15 protein-coding genes and 1 other annotated feature are annotated in these 16,797 nt (G+C 45.5%); of the genes, 10 read left to right on the top strand and 5 right to left on the bottom strand.

Annotated features, from left to right (window positions below):
* The first annotated feature begins 218 nt into the window (after window positions 1–218).
* From NSQ16_RS15615 to NSQ16_RS15605, 3 genes are all read left to right on the top strand, one after another.
* Complete coding sequence (locus NSQ16_RS15615) at window positions 219–554, top strand: DUF4257 domain-containing protein (RefSeq protein WP_003246114.1); 336 nt, start codon at window positions 219–221, stop codon at window positions 552–554.
* A 102-nt stretch (window positions 555–656) separates the two neighbouring features.
* Window positions 657–871, top strand: a binding site (T-box leader).
* A gap of 107 nt (window positions 872–978) precedes the next feature.
* Entirely contained in the window at window positions 979–3,393 is a 2,415-nt protein-coding gene (gene leuS, locus NSQ16_RS15610) for a leucine--tRNA ligase (protein ID WP_017695459.1), read from the top strand.
* Between the two features lie 115 nt (window positions 3,394–3,508).
* A complete protein-coding gene (locus NSQ16_RS15605) occupies window positions 3,509–3,820 on the top strand; it encodes a rhodanese-like domain-containing protein (protein WP_004398993.1) in 312 nt (103 codons plus the stop codon).
* A 21-nt stretch (window positions 3,821–3,841) separates the two neighbouring features.
* On the opposite strand, the gene melA is transcribed toward NSQ16_RS15605, so the two are convergent.
* Genes melA through NSQ16_RS15580 form a run of 5 tightly spaced genes read right to left on the bottom strand, consistent with a single transcriptional unit; the run spans window position 3,842 to window position 9,239 of the window.
* Entirely contained in the window at window positions 3,842–5,140 is a 1,299-nt protein-coding gene (gene melA, locus NSQ16_RS15600; protein ID WP_339232285.1) for an alpha-galactosidase MelA, read from the bottom strand.
* 19 nt (window positions 5,141–5,159) lie between these two features.
* A complete protein-coding gene (locus NSQ16_RS15595; RefSeq protein WP_014480612.1) occupies window positions 5,160–5,990 on the bottom strand; it encodes a carbohydrate ABC transporter permease in 831 nt (276 codons plus the stop codon).
* Complete coding sequence (locus tag NSQ16_RS15590; RefSeq protein WP_017695462.1) at window positions 5,987–6,898, bottom strand: sugar ABC transporter permease; 912 nt, start codon at window positions 6,896–6,898, stop codon at window positions 5,987–5,989. Before NSQ16_RS15590 ends, NSQ16_RS15595 begins: the two co-directional genes overlap by 4 nt.
* Window positions 6,891–8,171, bottom strand: a complete 1,281-nt coding sequence (locus tag NSQ16_RS15585; protein WP_339232283.1) for an ABC transporter substrate-binding protein — start codon at window positions 8,169–8,171, stop codon at window positions 6,891–6,893. Before NSQ16_RS15585 ends, NSQ16_RS15590 begins: the two co-directional genes overlap by 8 nt.
* A gap of 33 nt (window positions 8,172–8,204) precedes the next feature.
* Window positions 8,205–9,239: a LacI family DNA-binding transcriptional regulator gene (locus NSQ16_RS15580; protein WP_033884841.1), complete on the bottom strand. Its 1,035-nt coding sequence runs from the start codon at window positions 9,237–9,239 to the stop codon at window positions 8,205–8,207.
* A 217-nt stretch (window positions 9,240–9,456) separates the two neighbouring features.
* Between NSQ16_RS15580 and NSQ16_RS15575 the strand changes: the two genes are divergently transcribed.
* The 7 genes from NSQ16_RS15575 to bioI all read left to right on the top strand — a co-directional run bounded on the left by NSQ16_RS15575 (window position 9,457) and on the right by bioI (window position 16,795).
* Window positions 9,457–10,356, top strand: coding sequence for a dienelactone hydrolase family protein (locus NSQ16_RS15575; RefSeq protein ID WP_339232282.1), 900 nt, complete (start codon window positions 9,457–9,459; stop codon window positions 10,354–10,356).
* A 209-nt stretch (window positions 10,357–10,565) separates the two neighbouring features.
* Window positions 10,566–11,342 (top strand): 6-carboxyhexanoate--CoA ligase, encoded by a 777-nt coding sequence (gene bioW / locus NSQ16_RS15570; RefSeq protein WP_273796606.1) that lies wholly within the window; start codon window positions 10,566–10,568, stop codon window positions 11,340–11,342.
* Entirely contained in the window at window positions 11,332–12,678 is a 1,347-nt protein-coding gene (gene bioA, locus NSQ16_RS15565) for an adenosylmethionine--8-amino-7-oxononanoate transaminase (protein ID WP_339232279.1), read from the top strand. The genes bioW and bioA overlap by 11 nt, the downstream gene beginning before the upstream one ends.
* Window positions 12,668–13,837: an 8-amino-7-oxononanoate synthase gene (gene bioF, locus NSQ16_RS15560; protein ID WP_339232277.1), complete on the top strand. Its 1,170-nt coding sequence runs from the start codon at window positions 12,668–12,670 to the stop codon at window positions 13,835–13,837. The genes bioA and bioF overlap by 11 nt, the downstream gene beginning before the upstream one ends.
* Window positions 13,834–14,529 (top strand): dethiobiotin synthase, encoded by a 696-nt coding sequence (gene bioD / locus NSQ16_RS15555; protein ID WP_339232274.1) that lies wholly within the window; start codon window positions 13,834–13,836, stop codon window positions 14,527–14,529. Before bioF ends, bioD begins: the two co-directional genes overlap by 4 nt.
* Before the next feature lie 2 nt (window positions 14,530–14,531).
* Window positions 14,532–15,539, top strand: a complete 1,008-nt coding sequence (bioB, locus tag NSQ16_RS15550) for a biotin synthase BioB (protein ID WP_230488334.1) — start codon at window positions 14,532–14,534, stop codon at window positions 15,537–15,539.
* A gap of 68 nt (window positions 15,540–15,607) precedes the next feature.
* Window positions 15,608–16,795, top strand: coding sequence for a biotin biosynthesis cytochrome P450 (gene bioI, locus NSQ16_RS15545; RefSeq protein WP_230488333.1), 1,188 nt, complete (start codon window positions 15,608–15,610; stop codon window positions 16,793–16,795).
* Window positions 16,796–16,797 lie beyond the last annotated feature (2 nt).

Raw genomic sequence — 16,797 nt, 5'->3', positions numbered from 1 at the left:
AAGGTTTTCTACATGCTAAATAGGTGACTAGGTCAATGTCACTGGGTGAAAAATGAATCCAATGCATCAAGCTTACCGATCATGTGTTCACATATAATGGAAGAAACAAGCTTTTTACAGATTTGCCGGTATGTAGATATCGAAAATCATCGGAATCGTTTAAGGGGGCTGGATGGCCTGAAGTCGCTTTACGAAATAAGGGCTTTAGGAAGGTGATGATGAAGATGCTGCATCAGGTACTCATTGCTTGTGTAATTGGAGGAATCATGGGGATTCTCGGTCATGTGAAAAAGAGAGGCAGGCTGGAGAAGCCCAGAATGACGAAGCGGTTTATCTACCTTGGATTTTTGGAAGATTGGTTTATCGGCATGACGGCTTCCATTTTACTTGTATTATCCGCTGACCCCGATTCAGGAATTCAACTTGTCATCTTATCCATTATCTCAGGCTACGGCGGTGAAGCTGTTCTCAGAAGTTTTGACTTTGTGAGAGAACTGAACAGCGGCGGCGAGCCGGCCGAGTCCAAACGTCAAACCAAAACTCCACCCGAATAATTGTCCTCAATCTCCGCCCGTTCAGGGTACATTCCCATTGTATACAAACCTGCTTGCACTTATGAACAGAATTCTATAAAATACAGTTAGATTACGGTTGCGATAAGAACAATGAAGAGGAGCAGTAAGAAACAGATATTGTTGCAGAGAGTTGACGGCTGGTGAAAGTCAATCAAATTTGTTTCCGAACTCACCTCAGAGTTGCAGCGGTGAAAAGCCGCTGACGCATAACTGCGTTAAAAGTATCAAGTGAGTGCGGCGTATGCCGCGCTAACGAGGGTGGTACCGCGGGAAAACGAAAGTCTCTCGTCCCTTTTAGGGATGAGGGAGTTTTTTTTAGTTTGGGAATATTCTGAATAATCCTCTCCTTCCCGTCAATACTTGAACCATACACGCCGTATTCAATCAGAAGGAGGTTTTTACTTTGAGTTTTCAGCACAAAGAGATAGAAAAGAAATGGCAAACATATTGGCTTGAAAACAAAACATTTGCCACTCTTGACAATAATGAAAAACAAAAATTTTACGCGCTGGACATGTTTCCTTATCCGTCTGGAGCTGGGTTGCACGTCGGCCATCCTGAAGGGTACACAGCTACGGATATTCTGTCCCGCATGAAGCGCATGCAGGGCTATGATGTCCTTCATCCAATGGGCTGGGACGCATTCGGCCTGCCAGCTGAACAATACGCGCTTGACACAGGGAACGACCCCGCTGTGTTTACGAAGCAGAATATTGATAACTTCCGTCGCCAAATTCAAGCGCTTGGCTTTTCATATGACTGGGATCGCGAAATCAATACGACTGATCCTGAATACTATAAATGGACGCAATGGATTTTCTTAAAGCTATACGAAAAAGGCCTTGCTTACGTTGACGAAGTGCCTGTAAACTGGTGCCCTGCGCTCGGTACGGTTCTTGCCAACGAAGAAGTCATTGACGGCAAGAGCGAACGCGGCGGCCATCCGGTAGAGAGACGCCCAATGAAGCAGTGGATGCTGAAAATCACCGCTTATGCGGACAGGCTCCTTGAGGACTTGGAAGAGCTTGATTGGCCGGAAAGCATTAAAGATATGCAGCGCAACTGGATCGGCCGTTCGGAAGGCGCTCACGTTCATTTTGCTATAGATGGACATGATGATTCCTTTACGGTGTTTACAACAAGACCAGATACGCTGTTTGGCGCTACATACACTGTCCTTGCCCCGGAACACGCATTGGTGGAAAACATCACAACGGCTGAGCAAAAAGAAGCTGTTGAAGCTTATATCAAAGAAATTCAATCAAAGAGTGACCTTGAACGCACAGATCTTGCGAAAACAAAGACAGGCGTATTCACAGGAGCGTATGCGATCAATCCTGTAAACGGAGAAAAACTGCCGATTTGGATTGCGGATTATGTTCTTGCATCATACGGAACAGGTGCTGTCATGGCAGTTCCTGGCCACGATGAGCGGGATTTTGAATTCGCCAAAACATTTGGCCTTCCGGTGAAGGAAGTCGTAAAAGGCGGGAACGTCGAGGAAGCAGCTTATACTGGCGACGGCGAGCACGTGAACTCTGATTTCCTGAACGGCCTTCACAAACAGGAAGCGATTGAGAAAGTGATCGCTTGGCTGGAAGAAACGAAAAACGGTGAGAAGAAAGTGACGTACCGTCTTCGTGACTGGCTCTTCAGCCGCCAGCGTTATTGGGGCGAGCCGATTCCGGTCATTCATTGGGAAGACGGAACGTCAACAGCTGTCCCTGAAGAGGAGCTGCCGCTGATTTTGCCGAAAACGGATGAAATCAAACCGAGCGGAACGGGCGAATCACCGCTTGCGAACATTAAAGAGTGGGTGGAAGTCACAGACCCTGAGACAGGGAAAAAAGGAAGAAGAGAAACGAATACAATGCCGCAATGGGCGGGAAGCTGCTGGTATTTCTTGCGCTATATTGATCCGCACAATCCGGATCAGCTGGCATCACCAGAAAAATTGGAAAAATGGCTTCCGGTCGATATGTATATCGGCGGTGCAGAGCATGCCGTGCTTCACCTTCTGTATGCCCGCTTCTGGCATAAGTTCCTTTATGATATCGGCGTAGTGCCGACGAAAGAACCGTTCCAAAAGCTGTACAACCAAGGAATGATTCTCGGTGAAAATAACGAAAAAATGAGTAAATCTAAAGGAAACGTTGTCAACCCTGACGAAATCGTGTCCTCTCACGGTGCTGATACGCTGAGATTGTACGAAATGTTCATGGGACCTCTTGATGCTTCAATCGCCTGGTCTGAATCAGGATTAGACGGTGCGCGCCGTTTCCTTGACCGTGTATGGCGCCTGTTTATTGAAGACAGCGGTGAGCTTAATGGCAAAATCGTTGAAGGCGCGGGTGAAACATTGGAGCGCGTCTATCATGAAACGGTCATGAAAGTCACAGACCATTATGAAGGCCTTCGTTTCAACACGGGTATTTCCCAGCTGATGGTCTTTATTAATGAAGCGTATAAAGCAACAGAACTGCCGAAAGAATATATGGAAGGCTTCGTGAAGCTTCTTTCTCCTGTCGCGCCACACTTAGCGGAAGAGCTATGGGAGAAGCTTGGCCATTCCGGCACAATTGCCTACGAAGCTTGGCCTGTATATGATGAAACAAAACTTGTGGATGATGAAGTTGAAATCGTTGTTCAGCTGAACGGAAAAGTAAAAGCGAAATTACAGGTTCCTGCCGATGCAACGAAAGAACAGCTGGAACAGCTTGCTCAAGCAGATGAAAAGGTAAAAGAGCAGCTTGAAGGCAAAACGATTCGGAAAATCATCGCGGTGCCTGGCAAGCTTGTCAATATTGTGGCAAACTAAGCCTAGAAAAAATCCCCTTTGCCAAAAGGGGATTTTTTTCATCAGTCTCAGAATAGCAATCGTTCAGCTGACTTTGATATACTGAACATGATCACTGTGAATAGGAGTGTTTTCTTTGGAAATAAAAGAAATCAGCACAGCCGCTTTGAAAGAAAAAATTGAGGCGGACGAAGAATTATATTTAATTGATGTCAGAGAAGATGAAGAGGTAGCGGAAGGCATGATCCCGCAAGCCGTTCATATTCGCATGGGGGATATTCCTGAAAAAATGGAAACCCTTGATAAAGACAAAGAGTACGTATTTATCTGCCGCTCAGGAATGCGCAGCATGAACGTCTGCAAGTACCTGGATGAGCAAGGCTTTAAAACAGTCAATGTTGAAGGCGGCATGATGGCCTGGGAAGGCGAAACAAAACCAAAAAACTAGGGGAGAGCGGTCCCCTAGTTTTTATTTGTATTCCGGAAGCCAATCGCCGTGTGCTGCAAATAAATCGTCACACATGGAGATGATGTCCTTCAAGGAAAGCTCCGCGCTTGTATGCGGATCAAGCATTGCAGCTTGGTAAACCGCTTCTTTTTTTCGTGTGACAGCCGCTTCGATTGTCATCAGCTGTGTATTAATATTCGTCCGGTTTAAGGCTGCAAGCTGCTCAGGCAGTTCTCCGGCGAAGCACGGTGTAATTTTTTTTCTGTCGGCGACGCATGTCACTTCCACAACCGCTTTTGGAGGAAGGTTGGGAATCAGCCCTGTATTCAAGACGTTTCCTCCGAAGGTGAATGGTTCGTTTGTTTCCATTGCTTCTATAATTCTTGAACCATATTCCTTTGAGCGTTCGTGCGTAAGGTTTTTATTATTGACGATATCATCCCGCATTTTCTCCCAATTTTCAATTTGCTTGACGCACCTTCTCGGATATTCGTCGAGCGGGATTTGCAGCTCGCTGATCAGTTCAGGGTAATTCCGTTTAATAAAGTATGGGTGATACTCTGCGTTATGTTCGGACGATTCCGTGACATAATAGCCGAACTTATCCATTAATTCAAACCGCACCATATCATGATGCTTTGTTTTTTGTTTTTCTTTCGCTCTCCTTTTGATTTCTGGATATAAATCTGTGCCGTCTTTTTTGACTTCCAAAAGCCAAGCCATATGATTAATGCCCGCAATGCGTTCCTCAATTCCGTCATGCTCCATTCCGAGAGCTTTAAATAAATCCTTCGTGCACACTTGAACACTGTGGCAGAGCCCGATTGTTTTGATATTGGTATAGCGGAGCATGGCGCCTGTAAGAGTGGCCATTGGATTTGTATAGTTTAAGAACCATGCGTCAGGGCACATTTCCTCCATATCTTTTGCGATATCAAATAAGACCGGGATTGTTCTGAGAGATCTGAATATCCCGCCGATGCCGACTGTATCGGCGATCGTCTGGCGCAGCCCATACCGTTTAGGAATCTCGAAATCGATGACTGTGCTCGGTTTGTATCCTCCAACCTGAATCGCATTGATGACATAGCCTGCGTTTTGCAAGGCGAGTTTTCTGTCATCATAGCTGTTGATGGCCACACTTGGGTTATAACGGTCTCTTAGATTTTCGAGCATGAGCTGGGATTCTTGCAGGCGTTTGGGATCAATGTCGTAAAGAGCGAACTCAAATCCATTCAGTGCCTCTGTTAACAGGCAGTCTCCCAAAACATTTTTGGCGAAAATCGTGCTCCCTGCACCGATAAATGTAATCTTTTTCATATTGCTTCCCCCTTTAATGTTAACCCTTTACCGCTCCGGAAGACAGGCCGGCAATAAAGTATTTTTGCAGCGCCAAAAACAGAACAACCATCGGCAGCATTGCCATAAGTGCCGCTGCGGCAACTAAATGAAGGTTGTTTGCGTTTTCTCCGAAAAAACCTGCCATGGCTACTGTTAATGTCTGAACCTTTTGATCTTGTAAAAAGAAAATGGCAAATTGATAGTCGTTCCAAATAAAGACACAAGAAATAATACAGATGGTCGCAGTGATCGGCTTCAGCAGAGGAAACACAATCGTAAAAAAGATTTTCAGCATGCCTGCGCCGTCAATTCTTGCGGCTTCTTCAAGCTCTTTTGGAATGGTCGATCGGATAAAGCCTGAATATAAGAATACGGTTAACGGCATGTAAGCCGCTGTATTGATGAAAATGGCAATTGCGTGTGTATTGACCATCCCGGCGTCCACGACCATTCGGTACAAAGGAACCATGGACGTTAACGGAGGAATGATCATAATGGAAATCAGCAAGGCAAAAACGGCTTTATTCAGTTTCGTTTCCCGCCGGGCAAGCGGGTAGGCGGCAAGTGAGCCGAATATAATTAATAACAAGGCAGAAAAACCTGTGATGATCATGGTGTTTATAAAAGAGTTTCCTAGCGAAGCGCGCTCCCACGCCTCTGAAAAATTATGAAAGGAGATGTCGGCTGGAAATATCCATTTCGAACTGTAGTCTCCTTTTGCTTTCAATGAAGTGGTCAGCAGGATATAAAAAGGAATAAAATGCGCACAGGCCACAATGGCTGCAAGAAGTGTAATGATCCGCATGCTTTTTGTACGGGCGGCTCTCATGACATTTCCGACTCCTTTCTTTTAAAGTACGCAAGCGCGCAAAAGCTGATGATCAAAATGACAAATGCCATAAATATGCCTTGCGTTGCGGCATAGCCGGCATCCTGCCGTTTGAAATACAAATCATACATAAACGTGGACATGGATTGTGACGCATTTCCGGGGCCGCCTGCGGTGAGTGCAATGATCACGTCAAACAGCTTTAAGCCTCCGATAATGTTGATGACCATATTAATGGTAATGGAGGGCATTAACAGAGGCAGCGTGATGGTAAAAAACTGCTGGCCTTGTTTCGCGCCATCCATTTGCGCCGCTTCATAGTAGTCTTTCGGAATGCTTTGCAGACCGGCTAAGTAGACAACCATAGCGATCCCGACATATTGATAGGTGTTAATCATGACAATGATCCATGGATTGAGTGATGGACTGGCGAGCGCATTAATAGGGCTGATGCCGAAGACCCCGAGCAAATCATTGAGCGCGCCTCCGTCATAGGAGAAGAAAAAGTACCAAATGTAGCCCATAATGAGCGGGCTGATCATCACCGGCAAATACACAATTGTTCTTGTTACTGCTTTCGTTTTAATGCTTTGATTTAAGAGCAGAGCGTATAGAAGCCCGACCACATTTTGAAAAAAAGTGCTGCCAAGCCCGTAAAGCAGCGTGTTTTTTAAGATATGCCAAGTGTCAGGATCAGAAAACAGCCTTTCATATTGCGCGAATCCAACCCATTGGTAAACTTGTGAAAAGCCGTTCCAGTTTGTAAAGGTAATCAATGTGCCTTTCACAAACGGATAAATCATAAAGACCAGAACGGAGAGCAAAGCAGGAATGTACATCCACCAAAGTGAGGACTGCTTTTTTGGCTTAACCTGTTTCACATGAACGTCCCTTGCGATCTCACTCATTATTTTCAGCTCCCTGTATTTCCGATTGCTCCCGGAGTCGTTTATATTCTCTTCCCAGCTTCTGCGAAATGTCTTGAGGCGCCAAAATGTCAGCCGCGAGCTCCTGCCCAACCGTGCCCAGGACATCCCACATTCCGTTTGGCAAGTATAAACGGTCGAAGTAAGGCTCGACTTTGACATCTTGATAATGCTCATAATCGTTTGCGTAGAAAATATCAGCTTTCACATTGGTCAGCCCTGAAGGAAGCGATGTGGCTTCAGCCATTTGTTTGGCATTGGCCGGGCGGGCCATAAATGAGATAAATTCTTTTGCCTCTTTTAATTGAGGCGAATCTTTCCATGCTGCAAGGGTGTAGCGTTCACCGCCGATCCATATCGGGTCATCACCGGGATGGATGGCAGGTGTCGGGATAATGCCGACCTTGACGTTCGGGTTGATCTGGGCAACGTCTTGGCCGAGTGTGCCGCCTTGCATTGTAAAGGCGATTTTGTTTTGGGCCATTAATTCAATGAGCTGTGATTTTTTTGCCGTGACGGCGTCGATATTGATCAATTTTTCTTTCTGCATTTGTTTGAGGATTTCTGATAAATAAGTGAATTTACTCCATTGAAAAGTGCCGTTGATGAGCTGTTTTTTTTCATTATGGGCAGGGTCTGTGATGAGAAGAGGTGTAGCGAATTGGTCGTAATATTGAGCGAATGAGCTTTTGTCATATCCGGCAAACCAGAAGGGAACAATGCTTCCCTTGCTCTTTTCTTTAATCGTTCTCAGTGCTTTGATAAAGTCATCCATGGTTTCCGGCGGAGCAATGCCGTAACGGTCTAAAATATTGCGATTATACGCCAGCCCGTCTTTTGCCTGATTGATCGGATAGGCATACACCTTTCCGCTTTTATTTTTGAGGATGCTGTTTAAATTGGGATCAAGATCTTGAGTCCATTCCATATCCCGGAGATCTGCTGTATATTCTCCGTACCTGATTTTCCCCCAGCCATGTGTATCGAATAGATCTGGCAAATCATTGGCCGCCATTCTGACACGCATCATATTTTCATAGTCATTGCCTGGGAAATGAAGGCTGACATGAATGTCACTGTGTTCCTTTTCGAATGCTGCCGCTAGTTTTCTGAACGTATCTCTTTCACTGTCGGTTGACATTGTAGAATAAATGGTTAACGTCTTTTTTGCGGTATCTGCTGAGCTTTTCTCTGCTGAACACCCGGGCAGAACAAGCAGAATAAGAGAGAGAAATAAAACAAAAGTGTGTTTCATCTTTTCCTCCTTATCATCGTGATGAATCTTTGCTTATGTCACCTCCTTTGCTGTACATCCGCAGCTTTGTCTTACGATTAATGTTGTAGGCAGGGTGACATGGTGAGGAAGCGTTCGGCCATTGAGACGGTCAAGCAGCAGTTTTACGCCTGTCCGGCCCATTTCCTCTGTGTATACCTTCACCGTCGTTAAAGGCGTGCTGGCAAATTCAGCTTCCTCAATGCCGTTAAAGCTGACGATTGCGGTATCCCGCGGCACTTGCAGTCCGGCTTCCTGCAGCGCTTTTAATGCGCCGATCGCCATAGAATCGCTGGCAATAAAGAATGCTTCCGGCAGATGGCCTTGATCGATTGCTTTCTTCATCAGGCGATAGCCCTCACGCATGCTGTATTCTCCGATCAGCACATGCTCAGGCTGGGGGGCGGCTGACTCCAAAAAAGCGGTCAGGCGTTTATCTTCAATCGTTCTGCGAATGCTTTGGCCGTCCTTCAGCGTATGCTCTTTTTCTTGTCCGCCAATGTAGCCTAACCGTTTGTAGCCTAAGTCGAAAAGGTGATCAATCGCCTGGCGTGAAGCCGATTCAAAATCGATTCCAATCGAATCGTATGCTTGCGGATCTGGTGAATGATTGATAAATACGGCATGCTCCAGCCTCCCGCTGATATGCTTAACCGCTTCATCATGAACACGGCCGATGACAATGACACCATCCAATTCCCGAAAGATATGTTCCTGAAAGGAGCCGAGATGAATTGAATTTGTAATGAAAATTTCCTGTTCAAAGCATTCCTTTTCAATCCCTTTCCGAATGGAAGAAAAATAAGGGTCCTGCCTTTCCTGATCAGGGGACAGACAGCTCAGCACACCGATCAGCGGCTGGGCCCGCTGTTTTTGCCCGCGGGCTTTTCGGCGTTTGGCAACGGTTTGATAACCAAGCTCTTCAGCGATGTTGATGACTCTTTGTCTCGTTTCGCCCGCAACAGAAAGCGACTCATCTTCATTTAAAATTCTGGACACAGTTGCGCTGGAAACTTTAGCTTTCAAGGCGATATCTTTAATACGAACCATGGGTATCCCTCTCATCTATTTAGTAAAATATTAACTCATCTGTTTTTGATAAATTGATACTATCATATAAAAGTAAGCGGTTACAATAATTGTTTTCGAAATATTCCATAATATTTACTAAATATTTAGTAAATGATGTGATTTATGTTGGAAAAATAAAGGGGAACCCAGATCTGTCTCGTAAATGTGAAGTAAGCGAATAAGGAAGGGTGATGGGATGAGAGTCGAAAGAAGAAAGCAACTGTTTCGTTTGCTTGGTGATTTGCCTGATCGGAGGCCAATCAGTGTTGAGACATTACGTATTGAAGAAAGAGAAGAAAATATCGTTGAAACGCTCCTGCTCGATTTAAATGGACATGAAAAGGTGCCCGCTTATTTTGTGAAGCCGAAGAAAACAGAAGGACCGTGCCCAGCCGTATTGTTTCAGCATTCGCATGGGGGCCAGTATGATAGGGGAAAAAGTGAGCTGATTGAGGGAGCGGATTATTTGAAAGCGCCTTCTTTTGCTGATGAGCTTACTTCTCTCGGATACGGCGTTCTTGCGATTGATCATTGGGGATTTGGAGATCGGCGGGGGAAAGCGGAAAGTGAGATATTTAAAGAAATGCTTCTCACCGGAAAAGTGATGTGGGGGATGATGATTTATGACAGTTTAAGTGCGTTGGACTATATGCAGTCACGCTCTGATGTTCAGCCTGACAGGATCGGAACCATCGGCATGTCTATGGGAGGTTTGCTGGCGTGGTGGACAGCGGCGCTCGATGACCGGATTAAGGTGTGTGTGGATTTGTGCAGCCAGGTGGATCACCACGTGCTGATCAAAACACAGAATCTTGACAGGCACGGCTTTTATTATTACGTCCCATCGCTTGCAAAGCATTTTTCCGCATCGGAGATCCAAAGCCTGATCGCGCCGCGCCCGCACCTTAGTCTTGTTGGTGTACACGATCGGTTAACGCCGGCCGAGGGCGTGGACAAAATCGAAAAAGAATTGACAGCTGTCTATGCTGGACAGGGAGCTTCTGATTGCTACCGAGTGGTCCGTTCTGCTTCGGGACATTTCGAAACAGCAGTTATGAGGCATGAAGCTGTGCGGTTTTTGCAAAAGTGGCTGTGACTGTTAAAAGAAATCGAAAAAGACCGTTTTATGTGAAAACGGTCTTTTTGTTTCCTTTTAACCAACTGCCATAAATCGATGCTTTCTTCTATTGACAGAAACAGGAGAGAATAATATATTCTAATTGTTAACCTTAAAATATAATTGGTTAACAATTAAAATGAGAAGCACTGCACGTTCTTCAGTTATCAGTGAAAGGGCGAGGAATGATGCAAGAAGAAACTTTTTATAGTGTCAGAATGAGAGCTTCTATGAATGGATCTCATGAAGACGGCGGAAAGCATATATCCGGCGGAGAACGGCTTATTCCTTTCCATGAGATGAAGCATACAGTCAATGCTTTATTAGAAAAAGGGTTATCCCATTCAAGAGGAAAACCTGATTTTATGCAAATTCAATTTGAAGAGGTATATGAATCGATAAAAACCATTCAGCCATTGCCTGTGCATACGAATGAAGTGAGCTGCCCGGAAGAAGGGCAAAAGCTGGCCCGATTGTTATTGGAAAAAGAAGGCGTTTCACGAGACGTGATTGAAAAAGCATATGAACAAATCCCTGAATGGTCAGATGTCAGGGGTGCGGTGTTGTTTGATATTCATACAGGCAAGCGAATGGATCAAACAAAAGAAAAAGGGGTGCGGGTCTCCAGAATGGATTGGCCGGACGCTAATTTTGAAAAATGGGCGCTTCACAGTCACGTGCCAGCTCATTCAAGAATAAAAGAGGCCCTTGCGCTCGCTTCAAAGGTAAGCCGGCACCCGGCAGTCGTTGCAGAATTATGCTGGTCGGACGATCCGGATTACATAACAGGCTATGTTGCGGGTAAGAAAATGGGCTATCAGCGTATTACAGCAATGAAAGAATACGGGACTGAAGAGGGCTGCCGAGTCTTTTTTATTGATGGATCCAATGATGTAAACACGTACATACATGACCTGGAGAGGCAGCCTATTTTAATAGAGTGGGAGGAAGATCATGACTCATGATTTGATAGAAAAAAGTAAAAAGCACCTCTGGCTGCCATTTACCCAAATGAAAGATTATGATGAAAACCCCTTAATCATCGAAAGCGGGACTGGAATCAAAGTCAAAGACATAAATGGCAAGGAATACTATGACGGTTTTTCATCAGTTTGGCTTAATGTCCACGGACACCGCAAAAAAGAACTAGATAATGCCATAAAAAAACAGCTCGGAAAAATTGCGCACTCCACGTTATTGGGCATGACCAATGTTCCAGCAACCCAGCTTGCCGAAACATTAATCGACATCAGCCCAAAAAAGCTCACGCGGGTCTTTTATTCAGACAGCGGCGCAGAGGCGATGGAAATAGCCCTAAAAATGGCGTTTCAGTATTGGAAGAACATCGGGAAGCCCGAGAAACAAAAATTTATCGCAATGAAAAACGGGTATCACGGTGATACGATTGGCGCCGTCAGTGTCGGTTCAATTGAGCTTTTTCACCACGTATACGGCCCGTTGATGTTCGAGAGTTACAAGGCACCGATTCCTTATGTTTATCGCTCTGAAAGCGGTGATCCTGATGAGTGCCGTGATCAGTGCCTCCGAGAGCTTGAACAGCTGCTTGAGGAACATCATGAGGAAATTGCCGCGCTTTCCATTGAATCAATGGTACAAGGCGCGTCCGGTATGATCGTGATGCCGGAAGGATATTTGGCAGGCGTGCGCGAGCTATGTACAACATACGATGTCTTAATGATCGTTGATGAAGTCGCTACAGGCTTTGGCCGTACAGGAAAAATGTTTGCGTGCGAGCACGAGAATGTCCAGCCTGATCTGATGGCTGCCGGTAAAGGCATTACAGGAGGCTATTTGCCAATTGCCGTTACGTTTGCCACTGAAGACATCTATAAGGCATTCTATGATGATTATGAAAACCTAAAAACCTTTTTCCATGGCCATTCCTATACAGGCAATCAGCTTGGCTGTGCGGTTGCGCTTGAAAATCTGGCATTATTTGAATCTGAAAACATTGTGGAACAAGTAGCGGAAAAAAGTAAAAAGCTCCATTTTCTTCTTCAAGATCTGCACGCTCTTCCTCATGTTGGGGATATTCGGCAGCTTGGCTTTATGTGCGGTGCAGAGCTTGTCCGGTCAACGGAAACCAAAGAACCTTACCCGGCTGATCGGCGGATTGGATATAAAGTTTCCTTAAAAATGAGAGAGTTAGGAATGCTGACAAGGCCGCTTGGGGACGTGATTGCATTTCTGCCTCCTCTTGCCAGCACAGCTGAAGAGCTCGGGGAAATGGTTGCCATTATGAAACAAGCGATCCACGAGGTTACGAGCCTTGAAGATTGATTCCTGGTTAAACGAGCGGTTAGACAGAATGAAAGAAGCCGGCGTACATCGTAACCTGCGGTCAATGGATGGAGCGCCGGTTCCAGAGAGGAACATTGATGGCGAAAATCAAACGGTCTGGTCCTCAAACAATTATTTAGGGCTCGCAAGCGATAGACGCTTGATCGATGCAGCCCAAACAGCATTGCAGCAATTCGGGACAGGAAGCAGCGGTTCACGTTTAACGACAGGCAATTCGGTCTGGCATGAAGAGCTAGAAAAGAAGATTGCCAGCTTTAAACGGACAGAAGCGGCCCTGCTGTTTTCGAGCGGTTACTTGGCCAATGTCGGTGTCCTTTCATCCTTGCCAGAAAAGGAAGATGTCATTTTAAGTGACCAGCTCAATCATGCAAGTATGATCGACGGCTGCCGACTTTCTAAGGCTGATACAGTTGTTTATCGGCATATTGATATGAATGATCTTGAAAACAAGCTGAATGAAACACAGCGTTATCAGCGCCGTTTTATCGTAACAGACGGGGTATTCAGCATGGATGGCACAATCGCCCCTCTTGATCAGATCATCTCACTTGCGAAACGCTATCATGCCTTCGTGGTCGTTGATGATGCCCACGCAACAGGAGTTTTGGGTGATTCGGGACGAGGAACGAGTGAATACTTTGGTGTTTATCCTGACATTGTGATCGGCACCTTAAGCAAAGCTGTTGGTACGGAAGGAGGTTTTGCGGCTGGATCAGCGGTCTTCATCGACTTTTTGCTGAACCATGCCAGAACATTTATCTTTCAAACCGCTATTCCGCCAGCCAGCTGTGCGGCTGCTCACGAGGCTTTCAACATCATTGAAGCCAGCAGGGAAAAACGACAGCTTTTATTTTCTTATATCAGCATGATCAGAACCAGTCTGAAGAATATGGGTTATGTGATGAAAGGAGATCACACACCGATTATTCCTGTAGTCATTGGCGATGCCCATAAAACGGTCCTATTTGCTGAAAAACTGCAGGGCAAGGGAATTTATGCTCCTGCCATTCGGCCGCCGACCGTTGCGCCGGGTGAAAGCCGTATTCGAATTACAATCACGTCTGACCACAGTATGGGTGATATTGATCATTTGCTGCAAACATTTCATTCAATCGGAAAGGAGCTGCACATCATTTGAGGGGTTTTTTTGTGACAGGAACAGATACAGAAGTGGGGAAAACGGTTATATCCAGCGGAATCGCCGCTTTATTACGAGAACATAATAGAGATGTCGGGGTGTATAAACCATTTTTAAGCGGGATATCGCGCCATCATCCAGATAGTGATACAAGTTTGCTGAAAGACATGTCGCAGACCAGTCTTTCTCATGAAGACATTACGCCTTTTGCCTTCAAAGCGCCGCTTGCACCATACGTTGCAGGGAAACTTGAAGGAAAGACTGTCACCATGGAAGAGGTTTTAAGCCATTGGGGGCGGATTAGAGAAAAACATGAATGCTTCATCGTAGAAGGTGCAGGCGGTATTTCTGTGCCATTGGGAGAGGACTATTTGGTCAGTCATGTCATAAAAGCGTTGCAGCTTCCCCTGATTATTGTGGCACGTCCTCACCTTGGAACCATTAATCATACCTTTTTAACTGTCAAATATGCAGAAAGCATGGGGCTTCCAATTGCCGGAATTATCATCAATGGAATCAGTGACTCTCCTGATGAAGATGAAAAAACCAATCCTGAGATGATTGAGCGCTTATGCGGTGTGCCGGTTTTAGGGGTTACGCCAAAGCTTGCCAACGTTACGAAAGAAACGGTTCTACATATGGTAAAAGACCATATCAATCTATCATTACTGATGAATCAAGTGGGGGTATGAGAATGAATCAATGGATGGAACTCGCAGACCGGGTGCTGGCTGGAGCAGAAGTGACTGACGAAGAGGCGCTTTCAATATTACATTGTCCTGATGAAGATATTTTGCTATTAATGCATGGAGCTTTTCATATCAGAAAACACTTTTATGGAAAAAAAGTAAAGCTCAATATGATTATGAATGCGAAATCCGGGCTCTGCCCGGAAAACTGCGGCTATTGTTCACAGTCTGCGATTTCGAAAGCGCCGATTGAGTCTTATCGGATGGTGAATAAGGAAACACTGCTTGAAGGCGCGAAGCGGGCGCACGATCTGAATATCGGCACATATTGTATCGTGGCAAGCGGCAGAGGGCCGTCTAACAGAGAAGTGGATCAGGTCGTAGATGCGGTTCAGGAAATTAAAGAGACGTATGGACTGAAGGTTTGTGCGTGTCTCGGACTGTTGAAGCCAGAGCAGGCGAAGCGTCTCAAAGATGCCGGAGTAGACCGCTATAATCATAATTTGAATACGTCACAGAGAAACCATTCAAACATCACGACCTCACATACATACGATGACAGAGTCAATACGGTTGAAATCGCAAAAGAATCGGGGCTGTCTCCGTGTTCAGGCGTCATTATCGGGATGAAGGAGACGAAACAGGATGTCATTGACATCGCCAAAAGCTTGAAGGCTCTTGACGCGGATTCCATTCCGGTGAATTTTTTGCATGCAATTGATGGCACGCCGTTAGAAGGCGTCAACGAATTAAACCCGCTGTATTGTTTAAAAGTGCTGGCGCTGTTCCGTTTTATCAATCCATCAAAAGAAATTCGCATTTCCGGAGGAAGAGAGGTCAATCTCCGCTCATTGCAGCCATTAGGGCTTTACGCCGCAAACTCCATTTTTGTCGGAGACTACTTAACAACTGCCGGGCAAGAGGAGACGGAGGATCATAAAATGCTGAGTGATCTAGGCTTTGAAGTTGAATCAGTCGAAGAAATGAAGGCCAGTTTAAGTGCGAAAAGCTGAAAGAATCAATAAAAGCAATCGGTGTGATGTCGATTGCTTTTACTTTTGAACAGAAAGGAGAAAATCACGTGACAATTGCATCATCAACTGCATCTTCTGAGTTTTTGAAAAACCCATATTCTTTTTACGAGACATTGCGAGCTGTTCATCCTATCTATAAAGGGAGTTTCTTAAAATACCCGGGCTGGTATGTCACAGGATATGAAGAAACGGCTTCTATTTTGAAAGATGCGAGATTCAAAGTCCGCACCCCGCTGCCTGAGAGCTCAACCAAATATCAGGACCTTTCACATGTGCAAAATCAAATGATGCTGTTTCAGAACCAGCCTGATCATAGACGATTGCGGACGCTTGCCAGCGGAGCGTTTACGCCGAGAGCGACAGAGAGTTATCAGCCGTATATCATTGAAACTGTCCATCATTTGCTTGATCAAGTGCAAGGTAAAAAAAAGATGGAGGTCATTTCGGACTTTGCTTTTCCTTTAGCAAGCTTTGTCATAGCTAACATTATAGGTGTACCGGAGGAAGATAGGGAGCAATTAAAGGAGTGGGCTGGGAGTCTCATTCAAACGATTGATTTTACCCGGTCAAGAAAGGCATTAACAGAGGGCAATATTATGGCTGTGCAGGCTATGGCATATTTCAAAGAGCTGATTCAAAAGAGAAAACGCCACCCTCAACAGGATATGATCAGCATGCTCTTGAAGGGGAGAGAAAAGGATAAGCTGACGGAAGAGGAGGCGGCATCTACGTGCATATTGCTGGCGATCGCCGGACATGAGACAACGGTCAATCTCATCAGCAATTCAGTCCTTTGTCTGCTGCAGCATCCAGAACAGATTTTGAAACTGAGAGAAAATCCAGATCTTATTGGTACCGCAGTCGAGGAATGTTTACGCTATGAAAGCCCCACGCAAATGACAGCCAGAGTTGCGTCAGAGGATATTGACATCTGCGGGGTGACGATCCGTCAAGGAGAGCAAGTCTATCTTTTGTTAGGAGCGGCTAATCGAGACCCTAGCATATTCACGAACCCCGATGTCTTCGATATTACGAGAAGTCCTAATCCGCACCTTTCATTCGGGCATGGCCATCATGTTTGCTTAGGGTCCTCGCTGGCACGATTAGAAGCGCAAATTGCGATTAACACCCTTCTGCAGCGAATGCCCAGCCTTAATCTTGCGGATTTTGAATGGCGGTATCGGCCGCTTTTTGGATTTCGGGCGCTTGAGGAGCTGCCGGTGACTTTTGAATAAGC

This window comes from Bacillus sp. PS108 (assembly GCF_037963335.1).
Taxonomy (GTDB): domain Bacteria; phylum Bacillota; class Bacilli; order Bacillales; family Bacillaceae; genus Bacillus; species Bacillus subtilis.
The sequence above is the reverse complement of the archived record's forward strand: the minus strand, read 5'-3'. Positions and strand labels throughout refer to the sequence as shown.